A 22,836-nucleotide genomic window follows, 5' to 3' on the forward strand; every position below is an offset into this window, starting at 1 on the left:
GGAGCTTAGGGGTGCCGGATCGGCTCGCAATCTTAAATTCTGGTGAGATAGCATGCCCAGGCATCCATGAGGCCGCGCCGCTTCTCGAGATAGTTCGTGCGGCGGTAAGCGGCCTCGACCTTGTTGCCGATCGTATGGGCCAGAGCGGCCTCCACCACTTCGCCGGGGAATGCGGTCTGCTCGGCGGCCCAGTCGCGAAAGCTGGACCTCATGCCGTGCACCGTCGCGTCGTCTGCACCGGCCGTGCGCAGCACCTTCGTCAGCGTCATGTCGCTCATCGGGCGCTTGCCGGCGTCACGCGTCAGCGCCCCCGGCCGACCTTTGCCCAGGGTGTCGGCGTCGGTCGCGCGGCCGGTGATGCCGGGGAAGACCAGCTCATCCGACGCCACCTCGGCCATGCGCTTCAGAATGGCGAGGGCGGGCGCGGACAGCGGCACTAGGTGCTGCTTGCCCGCCTTCATGCGATCGGCCGGCACGGTCCACACCGCCGCCGCCATGTCGATCTCGCTCCAGCGCGCGCCGCGCACCTCGCCCGATCGCGCCGCCGTGAGGATCAGGAACTGGAGCGCGAGGCGGCCGATGCTCTCGGTCTCGCCGAGCGTGTGCATCAGCCCAGGCAGCTTGTCGTAGGGCAGCGCGGCGAAGTGGCCATCCTTCTTCGGCTGACGCGGCAGGCCCTTCGACAGAGAGCGCATCGGTGCTTCGTTGGCCCGATGCTCGTGAACATGAGCCCAGTCGAGCACCGCGCCGATGCGCTGGCGGACGCGTCGCGCTGTCTCCGGCTTGGTGAGCCAGATGGGCAGCAACACGCCGAGGATCATCTTGCTGTCGATTTGGTCGACCGTCACGTCGCCCATGCTGGGGAATGCGTAAGCCTCCAGTGACGACAGCCACTGCGCGCGGTGCTTCGGGTTGCGCCAACCGGCTTGCTGCTCGCCGTGCGCCAGCCGGGCCGCCTCACGGAAGGTGGGCACGGCCGCGATGATCTGCCGCGCGGCTCGCTTGGCCGCCACCGGGTCTTCGCCGGCCTTGAGCTGCTTGCGCGTGGCTGCGGCTTTCTCTCGCGCCTCCGACAGCCCCACGGCGGGGTAGGTGCCCAGGCCGATGTCGCGACGCTTGCCATCAGCCTGCCCGCGCCACAGCCACGACTTCGCCCCGCTCTCCCGCACAACGAGCAGCAGGCCGCCGCCGTCGGAGTACCGGCCAGGCTCCTTCGCCGCCTTCACCTGCAACACCGTCAGATTACCCATCAGCTTCCTAGCCCCACATCGCGCCCCACACTTTGTTGTGGTTCTAGCGGAACGTCAATGGTCGCCGGTGAACGCTAGATGTAAGGAAAACTGTACGTTATCAGCTGATCTGCGGTCTCAGATGGCCCTGGGCGGACCAGGGTTGTGCAGACTCCGTCTCCGCCAGCCGGTCTGCTCTGACAGCGATCGTATCGCCCTCCGGGCCGAGGCGTCTGATTTGCGGGCTATCTTCGGCAGCAGCGATAGCGTGATGCAGCGGATGCTTGCCCGACGCTGTTGTGGAGCGTGTGGGCTTTCAGCACGCCGGACCTACCATTTCGTCCGCAGCGTCAGCCCATAGGTGCGCGGGTCGCCCAGCGTGCCGGTGATCGCGCCGGTATTCGCCGCCGACCGCGACAGGAAATAGGCCGCGTCGGTGATGTTGCGGCCCCAGAGCTGGATGTCGAACCGGCCGTCGAGCGCGCGGATGCCGAAGCGGACGTTGACGAGACCATAGCTCGGGATGGCCGAATAGCGGCTGAGGCTCGCGCTGGTGTTGGTGCTGCTGCGATAGCTGTAATCCGATCCCAGATAGAGTTCGGTGTCATGGCCTTCGGTCGGTGCGATCGGCACCTTCACCTCGCCGCCCGTCGACGCCGCCCATTTCGAGACGCCGGGCAGGCGGCGGCCGCTGAGATCGCAGATCGTCTGGCCGGTGATCTCGATCGGGCAGGGCGCGTTGGCATAAGAGACATAGCGCGCATCGTCATAGGTGCCCGAAGCATAGGCCGACAGCCAGCGGGCAGGCGCGATGCGCACGTCGCCCTCGAAACCGCGGGTGCGGACCTTGGCGGCGTTGGTGAAGAAGCTGACGCCGTTGCGCTCGATGTCGACGATGGTCGTCTGATAATCCTTCACGTCGGTCCAGAAAGCGGCGGCATTGGCGGTGACGCGACCGCCCGCCCAACTCGTCTTCAGCCCGGCCTCGTAGCTGTCGATCGTCTCGGGGCGGATCACCGGATTGGCGGCGAACCGGCCGGTGGTGGTGATGTTCGCCAGATTGAGGCCGCCGAATTTGTTGCCGCGCGCATAGGTGACATAAGCGAGCACCGGGCTGGCGACCTTCCACGACAGCGTCGCCTGACCCGACAGACGCCCTGCCTCGGTCGATGCCGCATAGGCATTGGCGACGCCGTAGCGTGCGCGGATCGTCTGTGCCGCCGCCTGTTGCGCCGGCGTCAGCGCGGCCAGCGAGGCGCCGGTCGCGCGCTGGTCGAAATAACCCGACTTCGTCTCATAGGTGTAGCGCAGTCCGGTGGTCAGATCGACCGCGCCCGTGACGTGCCAGGTCGTCTGCGCGAACGCCGCATAGCTGTCGGTGACCGGTCGCGAGTGGCTGACGACGTCATAGCCGTTGAGCGCGGCGGCGCCGACCGCGGCATTGGTGGTCGGCGCGAGGAACCAGTCCGCCGCGCGGCTGCCGTACAGATTGACCGCCTCCGCTGCGATCGACTGATAGAGATAATAGAGACCCGCGACGTAATCGATCCGGCGGTCGCCGTTCGAGGCGATGCGTAATTCCTCGCTGACCTGCTTCTGGTTGTTGCTCTGATGGAAATCGGCGCCGGCGTCGAGCGACGTGCTGTCGCCGTCATTGTGCGGATACCAGTTCCAGGCGCGATATGCGGTGACCGAGGTCAGCGTCGCGTCGCCGAGATCGAAATCGGCGGTGACGTTGATGCCGTGCTGGTTCATCTTGTAACGCGGATCGGCATTGGCGTCGGTGGTGCGCGCCGCAATGTCGGTCGACACCGGCGAATAGCCGAGCCGGGCGGCGCGGTCGTAGTAATTGTTCGCAAAGACCGTGCCATTGTCATAGGTGCGGATCGCACCGAGCAGGATGCTGCCGGCGGTGAACGAGGATTGCCGTCCCCAATCGGCGATCAGGCGCAGCTTGACGCGGTCGGTCGGCTGGAACAGCAATTGACCGCGCAGATTGAGGTCGTGGAAGTCCTGGCCGTAGCGGCCGTCGAAGCGGTTGAAGGTGAACCCGTCGCGATCGGTCTTCGACAGGAACAGCCGCCCCGCCAGCGTATCGGTCAGAGGCCCTGCGATATAGGCGTGGACCTGGCGAAAGTCGTAATTGCCCAGCGATGCGTCGCCGCCGGCCTCGAGATCGAAGGTCGGCGCTTTGGTGGCGACGACGATCGCACCGGCCGACGTGTTCTTGCCGAACAACGTGCCCTGCGGGCCGCGCAACACCTCGATCCGATCGAGATCGGCAAGATCGAAGACGGTCTGCCCGGGCCGCGCGAGATAGACGCCGTCCAGATAGACGCCCACCGCCGGTTCGAGCCCGTCGTTATAGACCGCGACATTGTTGCCCAGCCCGCGGATGTTGATGCTGGTGTTGCGCGGATTGGTGTTGGTGACGACCAGACTGGGGGTGAGCTGCTGGAGGTCGCGCAAGTTGTAGGTGCGGGTCGCCTCGATCTGCGCGGCGCCGAACGCGTTGATGGCGATCGGCACGTCCTGGCTGCGTTCCGGTCGCCGGCGCGCGGTGACGAGGATGTCGCCGGTCGCACCGCTGTCCGCTTCGTCGTCCTGTCGTTCGGTGTCCGGTGTGGCGGCTTGCTGCTGCGCGAAGACGGGAGCGGCGGTCAGGACGGCACTGGCGAGAAGGAAGGACCGGACGAAGGGCGTGGACATGGGGCGGCTGTGCTTTCGTGGCGCTGGCGCGGCGGCTGCCGCATCCCCTTTGGGTAGAAAGATCACCGGCTGTAACGAAAAGCATGAATCCCCATCGGCTTGGTAGGAAATCTTTATTGAGGCTTCGGGGGCGGTGGCTATGCGTGCGTGGACCATCGCAAGGGAGCAAGCATGACCGTCAGACAGATCCTCGCAGCGACGTCGGCGTTGGTCGCAGTGGCGGGCGCCGCGCCCGGCGTTGCGGCCGGGCAGGCCACGTCCGCTGCCGTGTCGCCGGCCCCGGCGGCGCAGCGCCAGCCCAACTTCCTCGTCATCGTCGCGGATGATCTCGGCTGGTCGGATCTCGGCGCGTTCGGCGGCGAGATCCAGACGCCCAATCTCGATACATTGGCGCTGTCGGGCGTGCGCTTCACCGGCTTCCATACCGCACCGACCTGTTCGCCGACGCGATCGATGCTGATGAGCGGCGTCGACAATCACGAGGCGGGGCTCGGCACGATGGCGGAGTTGCTCGGCGATGCGACGCGCGGGCGGCCGGGATATGAAGGCTATCTCAACGACCGCGTCGCCTCGATCGCCGAATTGTTGCACGCCGGCGGCTATGCGACGGTGATGGCGGGGAAATGGCATCTCGGGCTGACCCCCGAGCGCGAACCCGCCGCGCGCGGATTCGAACATAGCTTCGCCCTGCTCCAGGGGCTGTCGAACCATTTCGGCGAGGATCAGAACGCCGCCTGGGCCGCCGCCGGCTATGCGCCGAGTTACCGCGACGACGGCAAGCCGGCGGCGCTGCCGAAGGGCAGCTATTCGGCGGATTATTTTGCGGATCGGTTGATCGGCTATCTCGACGGTGCGGCGCGGGCCGGCGATGCGCGCCCGTTCTTCGCCTATCTGCCGTTCACGACGCCGCACTGGCCGCTGCAGGCGCCGGCGGAGACGATCGCCAAATACAAGGGACGGTACGACGCGGGCTATGAGGCGTTGCGTGATGCGCGGCTCGCACGCCAGAAGCAGCTCGGCCTCGTGCCCGCCGATGCCGTCGCGCATGCGACGGAAAAGGTGCCCGCCTGGTCGTCGCTCAGCGCCGAGGGGAAGGCGATCGAGGCGCGGAAGATGGAAGTCTATGCGGCGATGGTCGACCGGATGGATCAGAACGTCGGCCGGGTGATCGCTGCGCTCAAGCGGCTCGGCCGCTATGACGATACGATCATCCTGTTCTTCGCCGACAATGGTCCCGAGGGCAATGTCATCGAGGCGCCGAGCCCGCGGTTCAAACCGGCGACGCCCGGCGCGGCTGCGGCCGACGCTCCGAAGCAGCCCGCGCCTGCATTGGGCATCGACAACAGTCTCGCCAATATCGGCAGGGGCAGCAGCTACGTCGGCTACGGACCGGGCTGGGCGCAGGCCAATTCGACGCCGTCGTGGCTGGTCAAGGGCTATCCGACCGAGGGCGGCATCCGGGTCAGCGCGTTCGCGACGGGACGCGGCGTCAAGGGCGGCGGCCGCATCGCCAACGCCAATCTCGACGTTCGCGACGTCGCGCCGACGCTGCTCGATTATGCGGGGCTACGCCAGCCGCAGCAGTTCGCCGGCCATCCGATTCTGCCGCACGAGGGGCACAGCCTGCGCCCGGTGCTCGCCGCGGAGGCGGCCGGCGTGCGTACCGCGCAGGAGCCCGTCGGCTACGAATTGTTCTTCCGGCGCGCGCTGCGCAAGGGCGACTGGAAGGCGGTCTACCTGTCGGCGGGGACCAATCGATATACGCGGCAGGGGGTGAGTACGGGACGCTGGCAGCTCTTCAACGTCGCCGCCGATCCCGGCGAGACCAGGGATCTCGCGGTGGCGGAGCCGGGCAGATTGACCGAGCTGGTCGCCGCTTATGATGCCTATGCCAAGGCGAAGGGGGTGGTGCCGTTGCCCGCGGCGGAAACCGCCGCCGCTCCGGCGGCGCGGCCGTGACGCGCGGGGGTGCGCTGCTGCTGGCGCTGGTCGCGCTGGCCGGGATCGGCGCGCGTGCCCCGGCGGTGACGGCGCGCTGCCTGACCGGGGACGCCCGCGTCTTCATCCCGGCGGGTGCGGTCCTGCTCGGCGAGGATGGCGACGGGCGGCCGGGGCAGGCGACCCCGGTCGCCGCCTTCTGGATCGATGCGCATGAGGTGACCAACCGCCAGTTCGCCGCCTTCGTCGCGGCGACCGGCTATCGCACCCGCGCCGAGCGCGACGGCGCGTCCGCGCTGTTCGTGTCACCGGCGCAGCCGGTGTCGCTCGACGACGCATCGCGCTGGTGGCGGTTCGTCAAGGGCGCCGACTGGCGGCATCCGCAGGGGCCGGGCAGCGACCTGTCGGGCAAGGCGGACGAGCCGGTCGTCCATGTCGACCGCGACGATGCGGTCGCTTATGCCGGTTGGGCCGGCGGCGCGCTGCCGACCACCGAGCAATGGGAACGCGCCGCGCGGGGCCGTCAATATGCCGGTCGCGCGCCGATGGACTGGGCGTTCCCCGGCGGCAAGCCGCGCGCGAACGTGTGGGAAGGCGTCTTTCCGATCCGCGATACCGCGGACGACGGCTATGCCGGCCTCGCCCCGGTCGGATGTTTCGACGCCAACGACTTCGGCGTGTACGACATGGTCGGCAACGTATGGGAATGGGTCGCCGGGCAGGATGCGGTCGGACTGGTGAAAGGCGGCAGTTTCCTGTGCGCGGTCAATTACTGCGCGAACTTCCGCCCGGCGGCCTATCAGGCGCAGGAGCATGATCTACCGACATCGCATATCGGCTTTCGCATCGCGTATCGCGGCGAGCGAAAATTCTGAACATCGACTTGGAGTGGCGATATATTCCGAGCCGAAAGCCGGCGGCTCGATCGCCTAAGCCGCGTCGCGCAGCGTCTGCAGCACGGTATGGATCACCGCCTTCTCACTACCCGCTGCCGCCGCCTCCAACTGCTCCTCGAGTTCTGCCGCACGTACGCCGAGGTCCTTTTGCCCGAACATCGCAGCGGAGCCCGCCAGCTTGTGGAGCAGTCCGGCAAGCTGCTTGACCCCCTCGTCATCCACCCGATCGTCGTCGTCGAGCCGCTTGGCGAAGGCGAGCAGTTCCGCCTTGCGCGCGTCGAAGCGCGCTTGCAGCGCCGGACTGATCTTGAACGTCGGCGTGACGAGGACCTTGGCGGGCACGGAGCGCGTCCATTTCTGGACGGCGCGAGTGAGGATCGCCAGATCGAGCGGCTTGGCGAGATGGTCTTGCATCCCGGCGTCGAGGCATGTGGCGACGTCGTCGGCATAGGCATTTGCGGTCAGCGCCACGATCGGCAGGCGATCGGCGGTGATCCCCGCGGACCGTATCGCCCTGGCGGCGTCCAGCCCGTCCATGACGGGCATCTGCACATCCATCAGCAGCAGGTCGAAGCGCGCATCGGTCGCGGTCGCCGCCTGCACGGCGCGCAGACCGTTATCGACGATGACGCAGTCGTGGCCGAGCCGCGACAGCATCGCCTTCATCAGGACCTGATTGACGTCGTGATCTTCGGCGAGAAGGATGCGGAGCGGGCGCTGCTCGGTCGTCCGGGCGGCGATCGGCACCGCTTCCCGCTCGTCGGATTGCGCGGGCAGCAGCGGCAGGCGAAGCGTGAACGTCGTGCCGATCCCCTCGTCGCTGGTCAGTTCCAGGCTGCCGCTCATCAACGCTGCGAGCTGCTTGCTGATCGCGAGGCCGAGACCGGTCCCGCCGAACCGCTTCGCTGTGGAATGTTCGGCCTGGGTGAACTGGTCGAATACCGCAGCCTGACGATGCGCGGGAATGCCAATGCCGGTATCCTCCACGGCGACCTCGAACATCGGCCGCCCCTGTCCCTCGACTCCGTATGCGCGCAGGCACACGCTGCCTGCCGGCGTGAATTTCACCGCGTTCGCCAGCAGGTTCAGCGTCACCTGGCGCAACCGCAGGCCATCGAGCAGCACGCAGACCGGCAGCGCCTCGTCGATCTCGACATCGAGTTGAAGACCCTTCTGGGAGGCGGCGGGCTGCACGAGCTTGATGCAGTTGCGCAGGGCATGGCGCAGATCGATGGGCTCGGGTGAGATCTGCATCTGTCCTGCCTCGATCTTGGAGAGATCGAGAATGTCGTTGAGCAGCCGCATCATCGCCTTGGCGGAGTCGACGATCAACTGCGCCTGATGGCGTTGCTCCATCGATATCTCGCTGTTGAGCAACAGGTCGGCGAAGCCGAGAACACCGTTCATCGGCGTTCGTATCTCGTGACTCATATTGGCGAGGAAGCTCGACTTGGCGCGGACGGCGGCTTCCGCATGCTCGCGCGCCGCCTCCAGCTCGACTTCGAGGCGCTTGCGTTCGGTGACGTCGCGCAACGACGTGATGATCTCGCGCGGTTCGCCGGTTGCGGGATCGCGGACGAGGCCGGAATGCGCCTCGATCCATAGCTCGTATGCGGGCGTATCGATCCGCTTCGCACGGTAGGCGCGCACGCCGCGATCGACGGTGCCGGTGACGAGCGCGCTATGGAACGACTGCATTTCCGCGCGATCGTCGGGATGAACCGAGGCGCCGAGCCGCTGCCCGACCAGCAGGCTGGCCTTGATCCCGAACAGCTGCTCGACCGATGGCGACGCGTAGATGCAGCGGCCCTTGAGGTCGACGCGCAGCACGGCATCGGTGGCGTTCTGCGCGAGAAGCGACAATTCCGACTCGGCCATCTGGCGACGCAGGATGTCTGCCTCGAGCCGCTCGTTCACGATGCGCAAGGCGTTAAGTCGCCTCCAGCGGTCGTGGTAGACGAGCACGGCGAGCAGCACGATGAGCAAGCCGCTGACGATGAGCCCCGCCTGGATCGGCGCGCGGAAATTCTCGGCATGCTTCAGCCGGATGGCGAGCAGGCGTCGCTCTTCGGCGCTGATGCGCTTGATCAGGTCGATCAGGGCGGCGGTCGCCACATGGCTCTCGGGGCTCGCCATGATCCTGGCCGCGTCGCTTGCCTTGCCCTGCCGGGTCAAGGCGATGGTCTCGCCGATGTCCTTCAGCCTGGTGTTGGCGATCTTGGCGAACGCCTCGACCCGCGCATGCTGATCGGGATTGTCGTTCGTCGATCGGCGAAGCGTCGCCAATTGCCGCGGTACCTTGCGCGAGATTTCGGCGAGCGTGTCGCCGGCCTGCGCGTCGCCGAGGACGAGGGCACGTCGGTACACCTCCGCCCGCAGCAGGTCGACGCGGACATCGGACAGATGCTCCTTGACGACATAGGTGTGACGAACCCAGGCGTCGGCCTTCTGCTTCTCGTGGACCAGCCAGAGCCCGGAACCCGCGCAGCAGATCAGCAGGACGAGCGCGACGACGAGCGCGACCTGCGACCTTACCCTCTCCGTGTACATTTCCGCGCCTCCCGTGAGACGTCGTCTCTATGGCGGGATTGGTTAAGGCCTTGTTGAACCATTGCTTCTTAATGATGGACGCGCGGGTTCAGGGTGGCGCGTCGCTTTGAACCCCAAATGTCGAAACCTGGAGCGAGACACGAATGGCCCGGATCATCATCGCCGACGACGACGAGATCGTCGGTGAAATCGCCCGCGATGCGCTCATCTCGGCCGGCCACGGCGCCGGGCTCGTCCTCGATGGTGGCGAAGCGCTCAAGATCATCAAAGCAAGAAAGCCCGATCTGGTGATCCTCGATTGCAACATGCCGGGGCTGGCGGGCGTCTTGCTGGTGCAGGAGTTGCGCAAGAGCGCTGCCTTCGCCGATCTGCCCGTCATGATGCTCACCGGGCGTCAGGGCCAGCGCGACGAGGAGCTCGCGCGCTTCGCAGGCGCCAACGATTATATGAAGAAGCCGTTTGACCCCGACGAACTGGTGTTCCGGGTCGAGCAGCTTCTTGCCAAGGCGTAGGACCCGGGCTCGGATTCTCCATGTCGGAAATGACGAACGTGTCGCCACGCGGGCACGACGGGTCTCATCGCGGTTCGCCACGTCACGACGTGTCTTTCATGCCCGCTAAGCTTCGGGACCATATGGCGTTTGCCGTGATGCGAACGGTTTCGTGCCATCCATTGACACAAATCGCGCACATGCGCAGGGCCGGATCATGACTTCGCGCCTCTCCTGCAACGTATCGCTGACGCCCGAGCTGAAGAGCTTCATTTCGAGCAGTTTGGCCACGGGCGATTATGCCAACGTCAGCGAAGTCGTCAGGGCGGGGCTTCGCGCCCTGCGCGATGGCCAGGGGCCGATCGCTCGACCTGCGATACAGGGTTGGCCGGTGGCCGGAGGTGAGTGCGGCACGCTGATCCGCAATCGCGATTGGAGCCGTACCACGCTTGGCGCGCCCGAAGGTTGGCCACACGAGATGCGCGCGACCATCTCCAACCTCGTCAATTCGCCGATCGCAAAGGTGCTGATGTGGGGACCAGACCACATCATGTTCTACAACGATGCCTATCGGGAGATCGCCGGTGATCGGCACCCGCTCGCGCTCGGTACGCCGGTGGCGGAGGCCTTCCCCGAGGTTTGGGACTGGAATGGCCCGGTGCTGGCCGCCGTCCTCAAGGGCGAAACGCAGTCCTATCTCGACCAGCCGATCGTCTTCGAGCGTCCCGGTGGCCCCCAGACACTGATGCTAGGCCTGTTCTACACCCCCGTGTACGATGCCGATGGCACGCCCGGCGGGGTGCTCTGCACGATCATCGACAACAGTGCGCGCGTCGCCACCGAGCGCAAGCTGGCGGCGAGCGAGGCCGAACTGCGCCGCATCGCGGACGCGGTGCCGATGCTGGTATCCTACGTCGATCGCGAGCACGTCTACCGCTTCGCCAATGCCGACTATGAGGCCTGGTTCGGCATCGCTCCCGAAGCGATGATCGGCAAGCATGTCCGGGAGGTGATCGGCGAGGAGGCGTATCGCTCGCGCGCGGCAGACCTCGATCGGTCTCTGGCGGGCCATGCGGTGATCGCCGAAACGGTGCTTCATCACCGTGACCTGGGGCCGCGCCAGACCGAGATCCGCTACGTGCCCCACGTTGGCGACAACGATACGACGGTCGGCGTCTACATCCTCGGTATCGACGTCAGTGACCGCGCCGAGCGCGAGCTGGAGATCAAGGCCAGCAACAGCCGGTTCCGCACTGCCATGGAAGCGGTTCACGGCGTGCTCTGGACGAACAGCGCCGACGGTCGCATGATCGGCGAACAGCCCGGCTGGAGCGCGCTGACCGGGCAGAGTCCGGATCAATACCAGGGCTTCGGCTGGGCATCGGCCGTCCACCCGGATGACTCGGCAGCGACGGTCATCGCCTGGAACCAGGCGGTGACGACCCGCAGCATGTTTGTGCACGAGCATCGGGTGTGCCGCTACGATGGCGAATGGCGGACCTTCGCCATTCGGGCATTGCCCATTCTCGATGGTGCCGGCGAGATCAGGGAGTGGGTGGGAGTCCACACCGACATCTCGCACCAGCGCGCAGCGGAGGCGAGCCTGCGGGAGCATGCGGAGAGTCTGGCACGCCAGGTCCGGCATCGCGAGCGCGCCGAGGATCAGCTCCGGCAACTCAACGAAACGCTCGAAAGCCGCGTCATCGATGAAATCGCGGAACGCCGCCAGGCAGAGGTGAAGCTCGCCCAGGCGCAGAAGATGGAGACCGTCGGCAAGCTGACGGGCGGCGTCGCGCACGACTTCAACAATCTGCTCCAGGTCGTCGGCGGCAATCTCCAGCTGCTCATGCGGGATGTGGCGGGCAACGAGCGTGCCGAAAAGCGCGTCGCAAACGCGATGGCCGGCGTTGCGCGCGGCGCGAAGCTCGCGGCCCAACTGCTCGCCTTCGGCCGCCGTCAGGCATTGGAGCCCAAGGTCGTCAACGTCACCCGCTTCGTGCAGGGGATGGACGACATGCTGCGTCGCGCGATCGGTGAGGCGATCGAAGTGGAGACCGTCTTCTCCGGCGGGCTGTGGAATACCTTCATCGATCCCGCGCAGATCGAGAATGCGCTGCTCAATCTGGCGATCAACGCACGCGATGCGATGGAAGGCCGCGGCAAGCTGACCATCGAATTGGCCAATGCTCATCTCGACGACGCCTATGCGCGCTCCCACGACGAAGTGACGCCGGGCCAATATGTCATGCTGGCGGTCAGCGATACGGGTTCGGGCATGTCGCCCGAGATCATCGCCAAGGTGTTCGAGCCGTTTTTCTCGACGAAGGCCGAGGGCAAGGGGTCGGGCCTCGGCCTTTCCATGGTCTATGGCTTCGTCAAGCAGTCGGGCGGCCACGTGAAGATCTACTCGGAAGTCGGCGAGGGCACCACGATCCGGCTCTACCTGCCGCGGGCGACCGAGGTCGAAGACGTCGAGGTCGTCAGCGATGCAGGACCGATCACGGGCGGCACGGAAACGGTGTTGGTGGTGGAGGACGACGAAGAGGTTCGCGCCACCGTCGTCGAGATGCTGACCGATCTCGGCTACCGGGTCCTCAAGGCACCGGAAGCGACGAGCGCGCTCGCGGTCATCGAGAGCGGGGTTCCGATCGACATGCTCTTCACCGACGTGGTCATGCCAGGGCCGCTGAAGAGCCCGGAACTCGCCCGCAAGGCGCGCCAGCGCCTGCCCGACCTCGCCGTGCTGTTCACCAGTGGATATACTGAAAATTCGATCGTGCACGGCGGCAAGCTCGACAAGGGTGTCGAACTGCTGTCCAAGCCATATACCCGCGATGCGTTGGCTCGGAAGTTCCGCCATGTCCTGGCCAATCAGCGCCAGCGGGGGCAGGCATCGATCCCGACGGCTGCCGTTCCCGAGCTCGTCACCGCCTGCTCGGCACCGATCGCCTCGACGCCGACGCTACGTCGGACGGCGCTGCTGGTCGAAGACGACGACCTCATCCGCGGGAACACCGGCGAGATGCTGGAGCAGGCCGGCTTCGTCGTGGTAGAAGCCGCCAGCGCCGAGGAGGCGTTGATGGCGCTGCAGACCGCCCCCGTCGACGTGCTCGTGACCGACCTCAATCTCCCGGGAGCGTCCGGGCGTGAGCTCGCCGAAAAGGCCCGCGCATTGCGCCCCGACGCTACCGTCGTGTTCGCAACCGGCGATCCCGGAGCGGTTGCCAACGAGATCGACTGTGTCGTTCTGGCCAAGCCCTACAACGCCGAAGCGTTGATCGCGGCCATCGCCACCCGCCCCGACGCCGAGCCTGCCGCAAGCGCCCTCACGGACATGGCCGCTCGCTGATGTGCCTGATGCCCGGGTGTTCCCCGACTTTGAACGCTCGTCCATCTTCGCAAGCGATCGGCTGGTCCCCCATGTCATTGGCACCAGCCGCCTTTCCCGAAGGCCTCTTCTAAGACGGTTTGAGCCGGTTGGCGCGGCTCACCTGAATCCCTTCTTTCGCCCATCCCGCCCGTGATTTGCATATGTCCTTCGATGGGCCGGGTTGAGGCATTGCCGCGGGCAGATCAGCGAAGAATTTGATACAATAGACGTCCCGGCGCTGATCATACTGCGCCTTATAGTCGTCCGTTATGGTCGTGATCCGGCGTGGCATAGCCGCGGCGCCGGTCGATAGCGATGCGATCAGCGTGACCGCCGCCAAAGCCTTGCTCGTGTTGGTCGGTATCATATCCGGCTCCCCGTAAACGCCCGCCACCAGTCCGCGGCGGCTCTGTCCAGAGGTGCAAAATGTGTGCCATACGAGTAACACACCTCGTCTCTCGGGGGGATGGGACCGTGCCTCGTCGCTAGCCACTATTATATGACGAAAAACGCCAAGCTTTGGCGTGCATGCCATCTACTGCAAAGGTGGATCGACGTCAGGAGCCGCTACAATGACGATGTGCTCCCGAGCTACCATCATGCGTCGCCTTCCCTCCGCCGAGGCGGGCGTAGAGGGTCGGCAGCACGAACAAGGTCAGCAGCGTCGCCGAAACGAGGCCGCCGATCACGACGGTGGCCAGCGGCTTCTGTACCTCCGCACCCGCACCATGGCCCAGCGCCATCGGCACGAAGCCGAGGGACGCCACCAGCGCCGTCATCGCGACCGGGCGAAGCCGGGCGAGCGCACCGTCATGCGCGGCCTGAACCCGGTCCATGCCCCGGGCCATCAGGTCGTGGATCGACGACACCATCACGAGGCCATTGAGGACGGCGATCCCCGACAGCGCGATGAAGCCGACCGCCGCGGATACCGAGAACGGCATGCCCCTCAAGGTTAGGGCCAGCACGCCGCCGACCAGCGCCAGCGGCACGCCGGTGAAGACGATCGCTGCGTCGCGCACCGAGCCGAGCGCGCCGTAGAGCAGCAGCATGATGGCGGCGAAACAGACGGGTATGACGAGCAGCAGCCGGTCGCGCGCCGAGGCCAGATTCTCGAAATGCCCGCCCCATGCGACGTAGGTGCCCGGCGGCATCTTCACCTGCTCGTCGATCGCCGCCCGCGCCTCCGCGACGACGCCGGCGACGTCGCGGTCGCGGACGTTCGCCTGGACGACGACGCGGCGCTTGCCGTTCTCGCGGCTGATCTGGTTCGGGCCGTCGACGACCGCGATGTCGGCCACCGTCGACAGCGGCACGAAGCCGCCGGCCGACGTCGGCACCGGCACCTGCGCCACCTCGGTCAGGTCCGACCGGGATGCGTCCGACAGGCGGATCACGACCGGGAAGCGCCGGTCGCCCTCGAAGATCACGCCCGCCTCGCGACCGCCGATCGCGGCGCTGACGGTATCCTGCACGTCGCCGGCGGTGACGCCGATCCGCGCCATCGCCATGCGGTTGGGGCGGATGTCGAGCATCGGCAGCCCTTCGGTTTGTTCGACCCGCACGTCGACGGCGCCGCGCGTCTTGCGCAGGATGTCGGCGATGCGGCCGGCGGCGTCGGTCATGCCGCCGAAGTCGTCGCCGAAGACCTTCACCGCGATGTCGCCCCGCACGCCTGCGATCAGTTCGTTGAAGCGCATCTGGATCGGCTGGGTGATCTCATAGGCGTTGCCGGGCAGCGTCGAGAGCTGCTGCGCCATGCGCTCCACCAGCTTTTCCTTGCCGAGACCGGGGTCGGGCCACTCGGCACGCGGCTTCAGGATGACGAAAGTGTCGGTCGCGTTCGGCGGCATCGGGTCCGAGGCGATCTCCGACGTCCCCGTCCGCGAGAAAGCGAATCGCACCTCGGGCTGGCGGGCGAGCATCTTCTCGATCCGAAACTGCATCGCCTGGCTCTGGTCGACCGAGGTGCCGGGGATGCGCACCGCCTGAACGAGGATGTTGCCCTCGTCGAGCTGCGGCAGGAATTCCCGTCCCAGCGTGGTGAAGGCGACGCCGGCGAGCGCGAGCGTACCGATGGCGACGCCGAGCGTGACGCCCGGTCGCCCCATCGCCTTGCCGAGGCCCGGCTCGTAGCGGCGACGCAGCCAGCCGATCATCCGGCTCTCCTTCTCGTCGACCGGTCGGCCGAGCAGACAAGCGATCGCCGCCGGCACGAAGGTCATCGACAGGATGAACGCGAAGACGAGCGCGATCATGACGGTGAGGGCCATCGGTTCGAACATCTTGCCCTCGACGCCGGTGAAGGTGAGCAGCGGCGCGTAGACGAGGATGATAATCGCCTGACCGTAGACGGACGGGCGGATCATCTCGCGCGCCGATGCCGCGACCAGGTCGAGCCGCTGCCGGAGCGGCAACGGTGCGGGGCGGCCGTGCTGGGCATCGCCGAGCCGTCGCAGCGCATTCTCGACGATGATGACGGCGCCGTCGACGATCAGGCCGAAGTCGAGCGCGCCGAGGCTCATCAAATTGGCCGAAACGCCGGCGCGCAGCATGCCGACGCTGGTCAGCAGCATGGTGATCGGGATCACCAGCGCCGCGATCAGCGCCGCGCGGACATTGCCGAGCAGCGCGAACAGCACGACGATGACGAGCAGCGCGCCCTCCGCCAGGTTGCGGGCGACGGTGGCGATGGTCGAATTGACCAGCTCGGTGCGGTCGAGCACCGGCTTGACGACGACATCGACGGGCAGTGCCCGGCCGATCTGCTTCAGCCGTTCGCCGACCCCGGTGGAGACGGTGCGGCTGTTCTCGCCGATCCGCATCACCGCGGTGCCGACGACGACCTCGTGGCCGTTTTCGGATGCGGACCCCATGCGCTGCGCCTGGCCGGTACGAACGGTGGCGATCTGGCTGAGCAGGATCGGCACGCTTTCGCGCGTGGCGATCACCGTGCGCGCCAGTTCGTCGGCGTTGCGGACGCGCCCGTCCACACGCACGGCAAGCCCTTCGCCGTTGCGGTTCACGACGCCAGCACCGGCGCTGCTGTTGTTGCGCTCCAGCGCGGTGGCGAGATCCTGCAGCGTGATCCGCATCGCCGCCATCCGCTGGATGTCGGGGACGACGAGATATTGTTTGGTGTAGCCGCCGAGGCTGTCGACCCCGGCGAGGCCGGCGCTGCTCTTCAACTGCGGCGTGACGATCCACTCCTGGACGGTGCGCAGATAGGTCGCCTTGTCGGCGGCCGTGACGAGGTGGTCGCCCTCGGGCGTGATATAGCTGCCGTCCTTCTGGAGCCCGGGTTCGCCGTTGCGGTGATTGACCTCGTCGAGCTCGCGATACTCGACCGTCCACATGACGATGTCGCCGAGTCCGGTGGCGATCGGTCCCATCTCCGGGTTCACCCCGTCGGGCAAGGTCTCCGCGGCGGTGCGCAGCCGCTCGGCGACCTGCGCCCTCGCGAAATAGATGTCGGTGCCCTCGTCGAAGACGGCGGTGACCTGTGCGAAACCGTTGCGGCTGAGCGACCGGGTGTATGCGAGGCCAGGAATGCCGGCGAGCGCGGTTTCGACGGTGAAGGCGACCTGCTTCTCAATCTGATCGGGCGAGAGGGCCGGCGCGACGACGTTGATCTGCACCTGATTGTTGGTGATGTCGGGGACGGCGTCGATCGGCAGGCGCTGGATCGCGAACACCCCGGCGAGTGCCGCGGCGACGGTCAGCAGCAGGACGAGCCAGCGCTTTTCGACGGCGAAGGTGACGATGCCGGCGAGGACGGGGCGGGCGACCATGGCCTAGTCCTCGTCCTTCGCTTGCGCCTTGCCGAGTTCGGCCTTGAGCGTGAACGAGTTGGTCGAGGCGATGCGCTCCTCCCCGGTCAGCCCGGCGGTGATGCTGACCGAGCCGCCGTTGGTGCGGCCGAGCGTCACCGGCATCGCCCTGAACCCGGACGGGGTCCGCACGAAGACGTGCGACCTGTCGCCGATCATCTGCACCGCGGCGGACGGCACGGCGACGCTGCGATCGCTTTTGGCTGGCAGCAGCACGGAGACGCTGACGGTCTCGCCGACGCGCCAGATGCCACCGGCGTTGTCGATGGTGGCGATCACCGGCACGAGACGGGTGGTCTCGTCGAGGATCGGCGAGACGAAGGTCACGCGGCCGTCCTGACGCCGTCCGGCAGACGTGACCTCGACGCGGGTGCCCGGCGCGACGTGACCGGCATCGGCCGGTACCAGCGACATGGTCACCGACACTCTGGCCAGGTCCGCAACCCGGAAGATCTCGGCGTCGGCGGCGATCTGCTGGCCGAGCGTCGCGGAGCGGGCGATCACCCGGCCGGCGATCGGCGAGCGCACCGTGATGCGGTTGAGAGCGCCGCCGCCCCCGCCCGTGGCCGACAGCTGCTGATTGGCGAGACGCAGCGCGATGTCCGCCTCGGTCGCGGCGGTGCGGGCGGCGACGAGGTCCTGTTCGGGCGACACGCGTTCGGCGAACAGCCGCTGCTCGCGGCGCAGATTCGATCGTGCGAGGGCGGAGCGAGCCCGCGCGGCTGCCACTTCGGCGTTGAGGCTTGCTGCCTCCCGGCTCTCGATGACGGCCAACGTCTCGCCGCGGCGGACCGGCTGGCCAAGGTTGCGGGTCAGCGCGACCAGGCGGCCGCCGATCGCGGCCGACACGACCTGCACGCCTTGCGGGTCGCCCTCGATGGTCGCGGGAAGCTCGATCGCCCCGGCGACGCCGCCGACGGTCGGCCGGGTGACCTCGATGCCGGCGTCGGCGATCTGCTGCGCCGAGAGCGTGGCGGTCGTCGGATCGCCGCTGGCCGCTCCCTTCGTCTCGCCTGCCTCACTGGCGTTCTCGACGGGCTCGGCCGAGCGGCCGCAGCCGGTGACGGCGAGGGTCAGGACCGCCGGCATCGCGGTCTTCAGGATGCGGTTCATCGGTGATCGTCCTTGGAAAGCGGCGCGGCGGCGGTCAGCCGTTCCAGCCGTGCCTGCGCATCGTGATGGGCGGCGAGCGCGTCGATCGCGGCCGTGCGGGTTTCGAGCAGCGTGCGCTCGGCATCGAGCAGGTCGAGCTGTCCGAACTTGCCCTCGCGGTAGCCGATGCGGGCGATCCGGGCGGCCTCGGTCGCGGCGGCGAGCGCGGGTCCGGCGGCGTTGCGTGCCGTCGTCGCGGCGTTCTCCGCCTCGGCCTGCGCCGTGGCCACGTCCTGCTCGGCGTCGAGCAGCGCGACGCGCCGCCGTGCGTCCGACTGCTCGCGCTGCGCCTCGGCGAGGGCGATGCTCGCTCGCCCGTTGTTGAAGACGTTCAGCGGGATGGAGATGCCGAACACGGCCGCGACGTCGTTGGTCTGTTCCAGCCGGCGGGCACTGGCACTGACCGTCAGATCGGGCACGCGCTGGCTGCGCGCGAGACGGACCTGCGCCGTGGCCGTGTCGAGGTCGGCACGCGCCGCGGCGACGGTCAGCGATGTCGACGTCATCATGGGCCGCGACGGGCCGGCCGAATGGACCGCGTCGAACCAGTCGCTGTTGAGCCGGCCCACCGGCATGCCGAGCAGCCGGGCGAGATTGTCGGAGGCCACCGCCGCCGACCGGCGTGCCCGTTCGAGCGTCCCCGCGGCGGCGATGCGCGCCACGTTGGCGCGCTGCTCCTCGAGCGGTGATGCGCGACCGGCCTGCACCCGGACGCGGGCGGCACGCAGGACCTCGGCGGCGATGCCGACCTGATCCTCCGCAATGGAAACCCGACGCTGGGCGGCGGCGGCGGCGGTGTAGGTCTGCGTCACCCGCAACCGCAGGTCGGCGCGCGCGATCTCCGCCTGCAGGCCGGCACGTCCGATCTGCGCGTCGGCGACGGCGATGCGGGCGCCACGCTTGCCGCCGCGCTCCACCGGCAGCGCGAGGCCGAGCGTCGTCTCCGACGAGCGCAGTCCCCGATAGAGGCCGGTGCCCGCGACGTTCTCCGCCTCACCGACGATCGACGGATTGGGTCGGAGGCCGGCGAGGCGGCGCTGCGCTTCGGCGGCACGGATACCCGCCGCGGCCACGTCCCGGAACGGCGACGACGCGCCCGACCGGTCGATCGCTTCGGCCAGCGTGAGGACGGGCATTGCGGCGGCGGTCTGTCCGGTCTGGGCCTGCGACGACGATGCGCAGGCGCCGGCGGCCAGAACGGCCGCGATGATGCGATGCATGAATTGCTCCCGACGGTAGCGACCCGGACGCGCATGCGCGCGCGCCCGATCGACGCGTCAGGCCTGCGGCGGTCGGAGGCTGGCTTCCGTGTCGTGTCCGCTCAGCGCACGGCTGCGCACTGCGGGCGGCATCGTCGATGCGACGAGCGTCCGGCCGATCATCGTCCCGACGACCGGCGTGTCCACGTGGTGCTCGTGGCAGCTGGCGTGATGGTGGGGGTAGGCCTTGTTCGCGTCGGCAGGCACCTCGTCGCCATCGCCCGGTGCATGGGCGGCCGTTTCGGTCCTGCTCATCTCGACGCCGCCTGCTTCCGCGGCATGCGCCATCCCGGCCCAGGCCGTCAGGACCAGCATCAGGCACGCCAGGAGGGGCACGAGCTTGCGCATGGCTGTGCCTAGCATTCTGCCGGCACCGTGTAACCCCGTCCGGCAGCCACCCTCTCGTCCGAGGTTCTGCCGCAACCGCCGCAAGCCATGGCCGTCGTCCCTCGCGAAGTGCGTCCGACAGGTTATATGCACCCTATAGCTACTACAGGGTCAAGCGAATGATGTGGTTCGTCGTGAAGTCGCTGCTCTCGGGTGTGATCGTTGCCGTCGTCTCCGAGGTGGCGCGTCGCAGCCCGGGGTTCGGCGCTCTCGTCGCTTCGTTGCCGCTCGTCTCGATCCTCGGCATGATGTGGCTGTGGCACGACACGGGTGATCCCGATCGCCTGGCAGCCCATGCGAGCGCGACCTTCTGGTATGTGCTGCCGTCGCTGCCGATGTTCCTCGTCATCCCGCTCCTGATCCGCAGCGGCGTGCCTGTCTGGTGGGCTCTGGCCGCCGGGTGCGCGGTGACGGTGCTGCTCTACACGGCGATGACGGTGTCCGCCTCGAGGCTGGGGATCGCGCTGTGACCCATTTGACGATCGGCAAGCTCGCCAGGGAGACCGGTACGACGGTCGAGACGATCCGTTATTACGAGCAGGTCGGGCTGATCGCCGCCCCGGCGCGGACCAACGGAAACTATCGGGCCTTCCGTCCCGCTGATCTGGAGCGGCTCCGCTTCATCCGGCGGACACGGGACCTCGGCTTCTCGCTCGATGAAGTCCGCGCATTGCTGGACATGGCGATAGAGCGGGATCGGGATTGTGGCGAAGTCGACGAACTGGCCAAACGGCATCTGAACGCGATCGACCAAAAGATCGCGGACCTCGTCGCGTTGCGACGCGACCTCGCCAGCGTCATCGCGCGCTGCGCCGGGGGCACGGTGGCGGATTGCCAGATCCTCCAGACCTTCTTGCCACGGCTTCCCGGCAAGAGCGGGCCGGGCACGGCGAGTTGACCGTCGACTGTCCTGACATCTGTCGGAATATCGCCCGATCTCGAAACACCCTAACGCTTCGCCACGCCGGTCGATTGCCGGATGATGAGCTCGTGGCGATGGCTCCGGCATAGGATCGGGGGCGTGTCCTTGAGCTGGGCGACGACCATATCGGCGGCGGCGACCGCCATGTCGAACACCGGCTGGCGGACGGTCGTGATCGCCGGCCAGGCGATGCGCGCGACTTCCGAGTCATCGAAGCCGGTGATCGACACGTCGCCCGGCACCGTCAGCCCGGCCTCCAGCGCCGCGATCAACGCGCCGACTGCCATGTCGTCGTTCTGCGCCAGGATCGCGGTCGGCCGATCGGCGCGGGCGAGCAGCGTCGTCGCGGCGGCATGGCCGCTTTCATAGGTGTAGAAGCCCGTCGCGATCCGCTCCGGGGCGATGGTGATGCCGGCCGCGGCGAATGCCTCGGCGAAGCCCTGCATGCGCGCGTCGGCGGAGGCATGGGTGGGGTCACCGGTGATGATCGCGATGTCGCGATGGCCGAGGCCGATGACATGGGCGGCGATCTCGCGCGCGGCGGTGACGTCGTCGATCAGGTTGCTCGGTCCCGCCTCGATCAGGCGGGTGGGCGCGATCCGCGCGAAGCGGATGCTCGCCGCGGTCAGATCGGCCATGATCCGTTCGCTGTCGGAGGCCGGCGGCGCCAGCACGACGCCATCGAGCGCCGCCGAGCGGAGCAGCCCGACCACGTCCGCTTCGTGCGCCGAGATCGATGCGATCGGAATGACGACGAGCCGGTAATGTTCGTCACGCAACCGCTCGAGGACGCCCTTCTGCAGATCGACGACGTAACTGGGCGAGGGGTTTTCGTAGACCAGGCCTATCAGGTGCGAGCGGCGCTGGACCAGCGCGCGCGCGAGCATGTTGGGATGGTAATTGACCGCCGCCGCGGCTTCCTTGACCCGGCGGATGATGTCTTCGGTCACGTGCGGCTGGCCGTTGAGCACGCGCGATACCGTCTTGATCGACACGCCGGCGTGGCGGGCGACGTCGACGATCGTCGTGCGGTGATGTCCCTTGACCATGAGGCGGTGTACGTAGCGTCGTCGCTTTGGTCCACTCTGGATGGCGCCGCTTGGAGAGCGGCATGCTGTTGACAACGTCGGACAAATTGTATCGAATTGTCTCTGCCGCCAACGAGCGGGACAAGGGAGAGAGACCATCCACTACGTCGACTTGCAGACGTTGCAGCGGACGCCCGGCGCGACCTGGTATGACGAAGTCGTCCGCCGCAACCCGATCGTATGAGGCGTGGCATGGCATTCGCCATCGCGGACGATGCGCGGCTGACCGCCTCGACGATCGGCGCAGAGCGCGAACCGCTGCTTGATGCCGCAGGGCTGCTCGCCGATCCCGCCGCGCTGGTCGATGTCGCGGCGGCGAGCCGCTTCACGCCGGCTTATGGCCCGACCGGCGGCTATCCCGGCCTGCGGGCGGCATTGCCGGACGCCTATATCCGGTCGGTCGTCGACGTGCTGGTCGGCCCGATCGCCGAGGCGTTCGGGCTGGGCGCGGTCCGTCCGAGCCGCGCACAGGGGGCGTTCTCGCTGGTGACGCTGGCGCCGACGGCCCTGGCACCACCGCAGCGGTCGCCGCACGTCGACTCGGTCGACCCGGCGCAATTCGCGATCCTCCACTATCTGTGTGACGCCGGTGCCGGTGGCACCGCCTTTTATCGCCATAAGGCGACGGGGTTCGAGCGGCTCGATGACTGCCGGCTTGCCTCCTATCGGGCGGCACGCGCGACCGAGGCCGCCCCGGACGGCTATGTCAACGACGGCGCGCCCTGGTTCGAACGCACGATGCAGGTCGGCACCGCGTTCAACCGGGTGATCGTCTATCGCAGCTGCATCCTGCATTCGGGAACGGTGCCGACGCCGGATCGGTTGACCGCCGATCCACGCACCGGGAGGCTCACCGCCAACATCTTTTTGACTCTGGCTTCGGGCTGATCCGTCCGCGGCCGATGACGCCCAATGTTGTTTTGTCGCACATAACAAAAGCGCAACAAAACGTCGCGATTTGGTATACTTTTATTGCTATTGACAACGTAGGACACGACAGTAGGTCTTGGCCCCG

At 67.4% G+C, this 22,836-nt stretch carries 16 protein-coding genes; 7 read left to right on the forward strand and 9 right to left on the reverse strand.

The window, feature by feature from the left end; all coding sequences use genetic code 11:
• Positions 1–32 precede the first annotated feature (32 nt).
• A complete protein-coding gene (locus MC45_RS15915; RefSeq protein ID WP_038665246.1) occupies positions 33–1,250 on the reverse strand; it encodes a tyrosine-type recombinase/integrase in 1,218 nt (405 codons plus the stop codon).
• 309 nt (positions 1,251–1,559) lie between these two features.
• Entirely contained in the window at positions 1,560–3,938 is a 2,379-nt protein-coding gene (locus MC45_RS15920; RefSeq protein ID WP_038665247.1) for a TonB-dependent receptor, read from the reverse strand.
• A 171-nt stretch (positions 3,939–4,109) separates the two neighbouring features.
• Between MC45_RS15920 and MC45_RS15925 the strand changes: the two genes are divergently transcribed.
• Both MC45_RS15925 and MC45_RS15930 read left to right on the forward strand, forming a co-directional pair.
• Positions 4,110–5,897 (forward strand): arylsulfatase, encoded by a 1,788-nt coding sequence (locus MC45_RS15925; RefSeq protein ID WP_038665248.1) that lies wholly within the window; start codon positions 4,110–4,112, stop codon positions 5,895–5,897.
• A complete protein-coding gene (locus MC45_RS15930; RefSeq protein ID WP_038665250.1) occupies positions 5,894–6,751 on the forward strand; it encodes an SUMF1/EgtB/PvdO family nonheme iron enzyme in 858 nt (285 codons plus the stop codon). The genes MC45_RS15925 and MC45_RS15930 overlap by 4 nt, the downstream gene beginning before the upstream one ends.
• Before the next feature lie 54 nt (positions 6,752–6,805).
• Here the strand turns inward: MC45_RS15930 and MC45_RS15935 are convergent, their stop codons facing one another.
• Positions 6,806–9,322 (reverse strand): hybrid sensor histidine kinase/response regulator, encoded by a 2,517-nt coding sequence (locus tag MC45_RS15935; protein WP_052075715.1) that lies wholly within the window; start codon positions 9,320–9,322, stop codon positions 6,806–6,808.
• A 143-nt stretch (positions 9,323–9,465) separates the two neighbouring features.
• Between MC45_RS15935 and MC45_RS15940 the strand changes: the two genes are divergently transcribed.
• Both MC45_RS15940 and MC45_RS15945 read left to right on the forward strand, forming a co-directional pair.
• Entirely contained in the window at positions 9,466–9,834 is a 369-nt protein-coding gene (locus tag MC45_RS15940; RefSeq protein WP_038665254.1) for a response regulator, read from the forward strand.
• Between the two features lie 196 nt (positions 9,835–10,030).
• Positions 10,031–13,162: a PAS domain-containing protein gene (locus MC45_RS15945; protein ID WP_081974475.1), complete on the forward strand. Its 3,132-nt coding sequence runs from the start codon at positions 10,031–10,033 to the stop codon at positions 13,160–13,162.
• Between the two features lie 109 nt (positions 13,163–13,271).
• Here the strand turns inward: MC45_RS15945 and MC45_RS19400 are convergent, their stop codons facing one another.
• The 5 genes from MC45_RS19400 to MC45_RS15965 all read right to left on the reverse strand — a co-directional run bounded on the left by MC45_RS19400 (position 13,272) and on the right by MC45_RS15965 (position 19,772).
• A complete protein-coding gene (locus MC45_RS19400; RefSeq protein ID WP_156143860.1) occupies positions 13,272–13,550 on the reverse strand; it encodes a hypothetical protein in 279 nt (92 codons plus the stop codon).
• Between the two features lie 190 nt (positions 13,551–13,740).
• Positions 13,741–16,974 carry an efflux RND transporter permease subunit gene (locus MC45_RS15950; RefSeq protein ID WP_052075716.1) on the reverse strand — a complete coding sequence of 1,078 codons (3,234 nt, stop codon included), beginning with the start codon at positions 16,972–16,974 and terminating at the stop codon, positions 13,741–13,743.
• Between the two features lie 3 nt (positions 16,975–16,977).
• Positions 16,978–18,126 carry an efflux RND transporter periplasmic adaptor subunit gene (locus MC45_RS15955; protein ID WP_038665257.1) on the reverse strand — a complete coding sequence of 383 codons (1,149 nt, stop codon included), beginning with the start codon at positions 18,124–18,126 and terminating at the stop codon, positions 16,978–16,980.
• Positions 18,123–19,385 carry a TolC family protein gene (locus tag MC45_RS15960; RefSeq protein WP_038665260.1) on the reverse strand — a complete coding sequence of 421 codons (1,263 nt, stop codon included), beginning with the start codon at positions 19,383–19,385 and terminating at the stop codon, positions 18,123–18,125. Before MC45_RS15960 ends, MC45_RS15955 begins: the two co-directional genes overlap by 4 nt.
• Before the next feature lie 57 nt (positions 19,386–19,442).
• Positions 19,443–19,772, reverse strand: coding sequence for a hypothetical protein (locus tag MC45_RS15965; protein ID WP_038665263.1), 330 nt, complete (start codon positions 19,770–19,772; stop codon positions 19,443–19,445).
• Between the two features lie 158 nt (positions 19,773–19,930).
• Between MC45_RS15965 and MC45_RS15970 the strand changes: the two genes are divergently transcribed.
• A complete protein-coding gene (locus tag MC45_RS15970) occupies positions 19,931–20,281 on the forward strand; it encodes a DUF3147 family protein (protein ID WP_038665266.1) in 351 nt (116 codons plus the stop codon).
• A gap of 5 nt (positions 20,282–20,286) precedes the next feature.
• Positions 20,287–20,709: a MerR family transcriptional regulator gene (locus MC45_RS15975; protein WP_218916675.1), complete on the forward strand. Its 423-nt coding sequence runs from the start codon at positions 20,287–20,289 to the stop codon at positions 20,707–20,709.
• A gap of 50 nt (positions 20,710–20,759) precedes the next feature.
• On the opposite strand, the gene MC45_RS15980 is transcribed toward MC45_RS15975, so the two are convergent.
• Entirely contained in the window at positions 20,760–21,782 is a 1,023-nt protein-coding gene (locus MC45_RS15980; RefSeq protein WP_038665272.1) for a LacI family DNA-binding transcriptional regulator, read from the reverse strand.
• Between the two features lie 231 nt (positions 21,783–22,013).
• On the opposite strand from MC45_RS15980, the gene MC45_RS15985 reads away from it, so the two are divergent.
• Positions 22,014–22,709, forward strand: coding sequence for a DUF6445 family protein (locus MC45_RS15985; protein ID WP_038665275.1), 696 nt, complete (start codon positions 22,014–22,016; stop codon positions 22,707–22,709).
• The last annotated feature ends 127 nt before the right edge of the window (positions 22,710–22,836 follow it).

The sequence above is a fragment of the Sphingomonas taxi genome (genome assembly GCF_000764535.1).
Classification (GTDB): domain Bacteria; phylum Pseudomonadota; class Alphaproteobacteria; order Sphingomonadales; family Sphingomonadaceae; genus Sphingomonas; species Sphingomonas taxi.

Excerpts from the sequence above, each read along its gene's own strand:
- MC45_RS15970 (WP_038665266.1), top strand. The coding sequence starts at position 19,931 with ATGATGTGGTTCGTCGTGAAGTCGCTGCTCTCGGGTGTGATCGTTGCC.
- MC45_RS15925 (WP_038665248.1), top strand. The coding sequence starts at position 4,110 with ATGACCGTCAGACAGATCCTCGCAGCGACGTCGGCGTTGGTCGCAGTG.
- MC45_RS15955 (WP_038665257.1), bottom strand. The coding sequence starts at position 18,126 with ATGAACCGCATCCTGAAGACCGCGATGCCGGCGGTCCTGACCCTCGCC.
- MC45_RS15960 (WP_038665260.1), bottom strand. The coding sequence starts at position 19,385 with ATGCATCGCATCATCGCGGCCGTTCTGGCCGCCGGCGCCTGCGCATCG.
- MC45_RS15920 (WP_038665247.1), bottom strand. The coding sequence starts at position 3,938 with ATGTCCACGCCCTTCGTCCGGTCCTTCCTTCTCGCCAGTGCCGTCCTG.
- MC45_RS15980 (WP_038665272.1), bottom strand. The coding sequence starts at position 21,782 with ATGGTCAAGGGACATCACCGCACGACGATCGTCGACGTCGCCCGCCAC.
- MC45_RS15945 (WP_081974475.1), top strand. The coding sequence starts at position 10,031 with ATGACTTCGCGCCTCTCCTGCAACGTATCGCTGACGCCCGAGCTGAAG.
- MC45_RS15950 (WP_052075716.1), bottom strand. The coding sequence starts at position 16,974 with ATGGTCGCCCGCCCCGTCCTCGCCGGCATCGTCACCTTCGCCGTCGAA.
- MC45_RS15915 (WP_038665246.1), bottom strand. The coding sequence starts at position 1,250 with ATGGGTAATCTGACGGTGTTGCAGGTGAAGGCGGCGAAGGAGCCTGGC.
- MC45_RS15985 (WP_038665275.1), top strand. The coding sequence starts at position 22,014 with ATGGCATTCGCCATCGCGGACGATGCGCGGCTGACCGCCTCGACGATC.
- MC45_RS19400 (WP_156143860.1), bottom strand. The coding sequence starts at position 13,550 with ATGATACCGACCAACACGAGCAAGGCTTTGGCGGCGGTCACGCTGATC.
- MC45_RS15940 (WP_038665254.1), top strand. The coding sequence starts at position 9,466 with ATGGCCCGGATCATCATCGCCGACGACGACGAGATCGTCGGTGAAATC.
- MC45_RS15965 (WP_038665263.1), bottom strand. The coding sequence starts at position 19,772 with ATGCGCAAGCTCGTGCCCCTCCTGGCGTGCCTGATGCTGGTCCTGACG.
- MC45_RS15935 (WP_052075715.1), bottom strand. The coding sequence starts at position 9,322 with ATGTACACGGAGAGGGTAAGGTCGCAGGTCGCGCTCGTCGTCGCGCTC.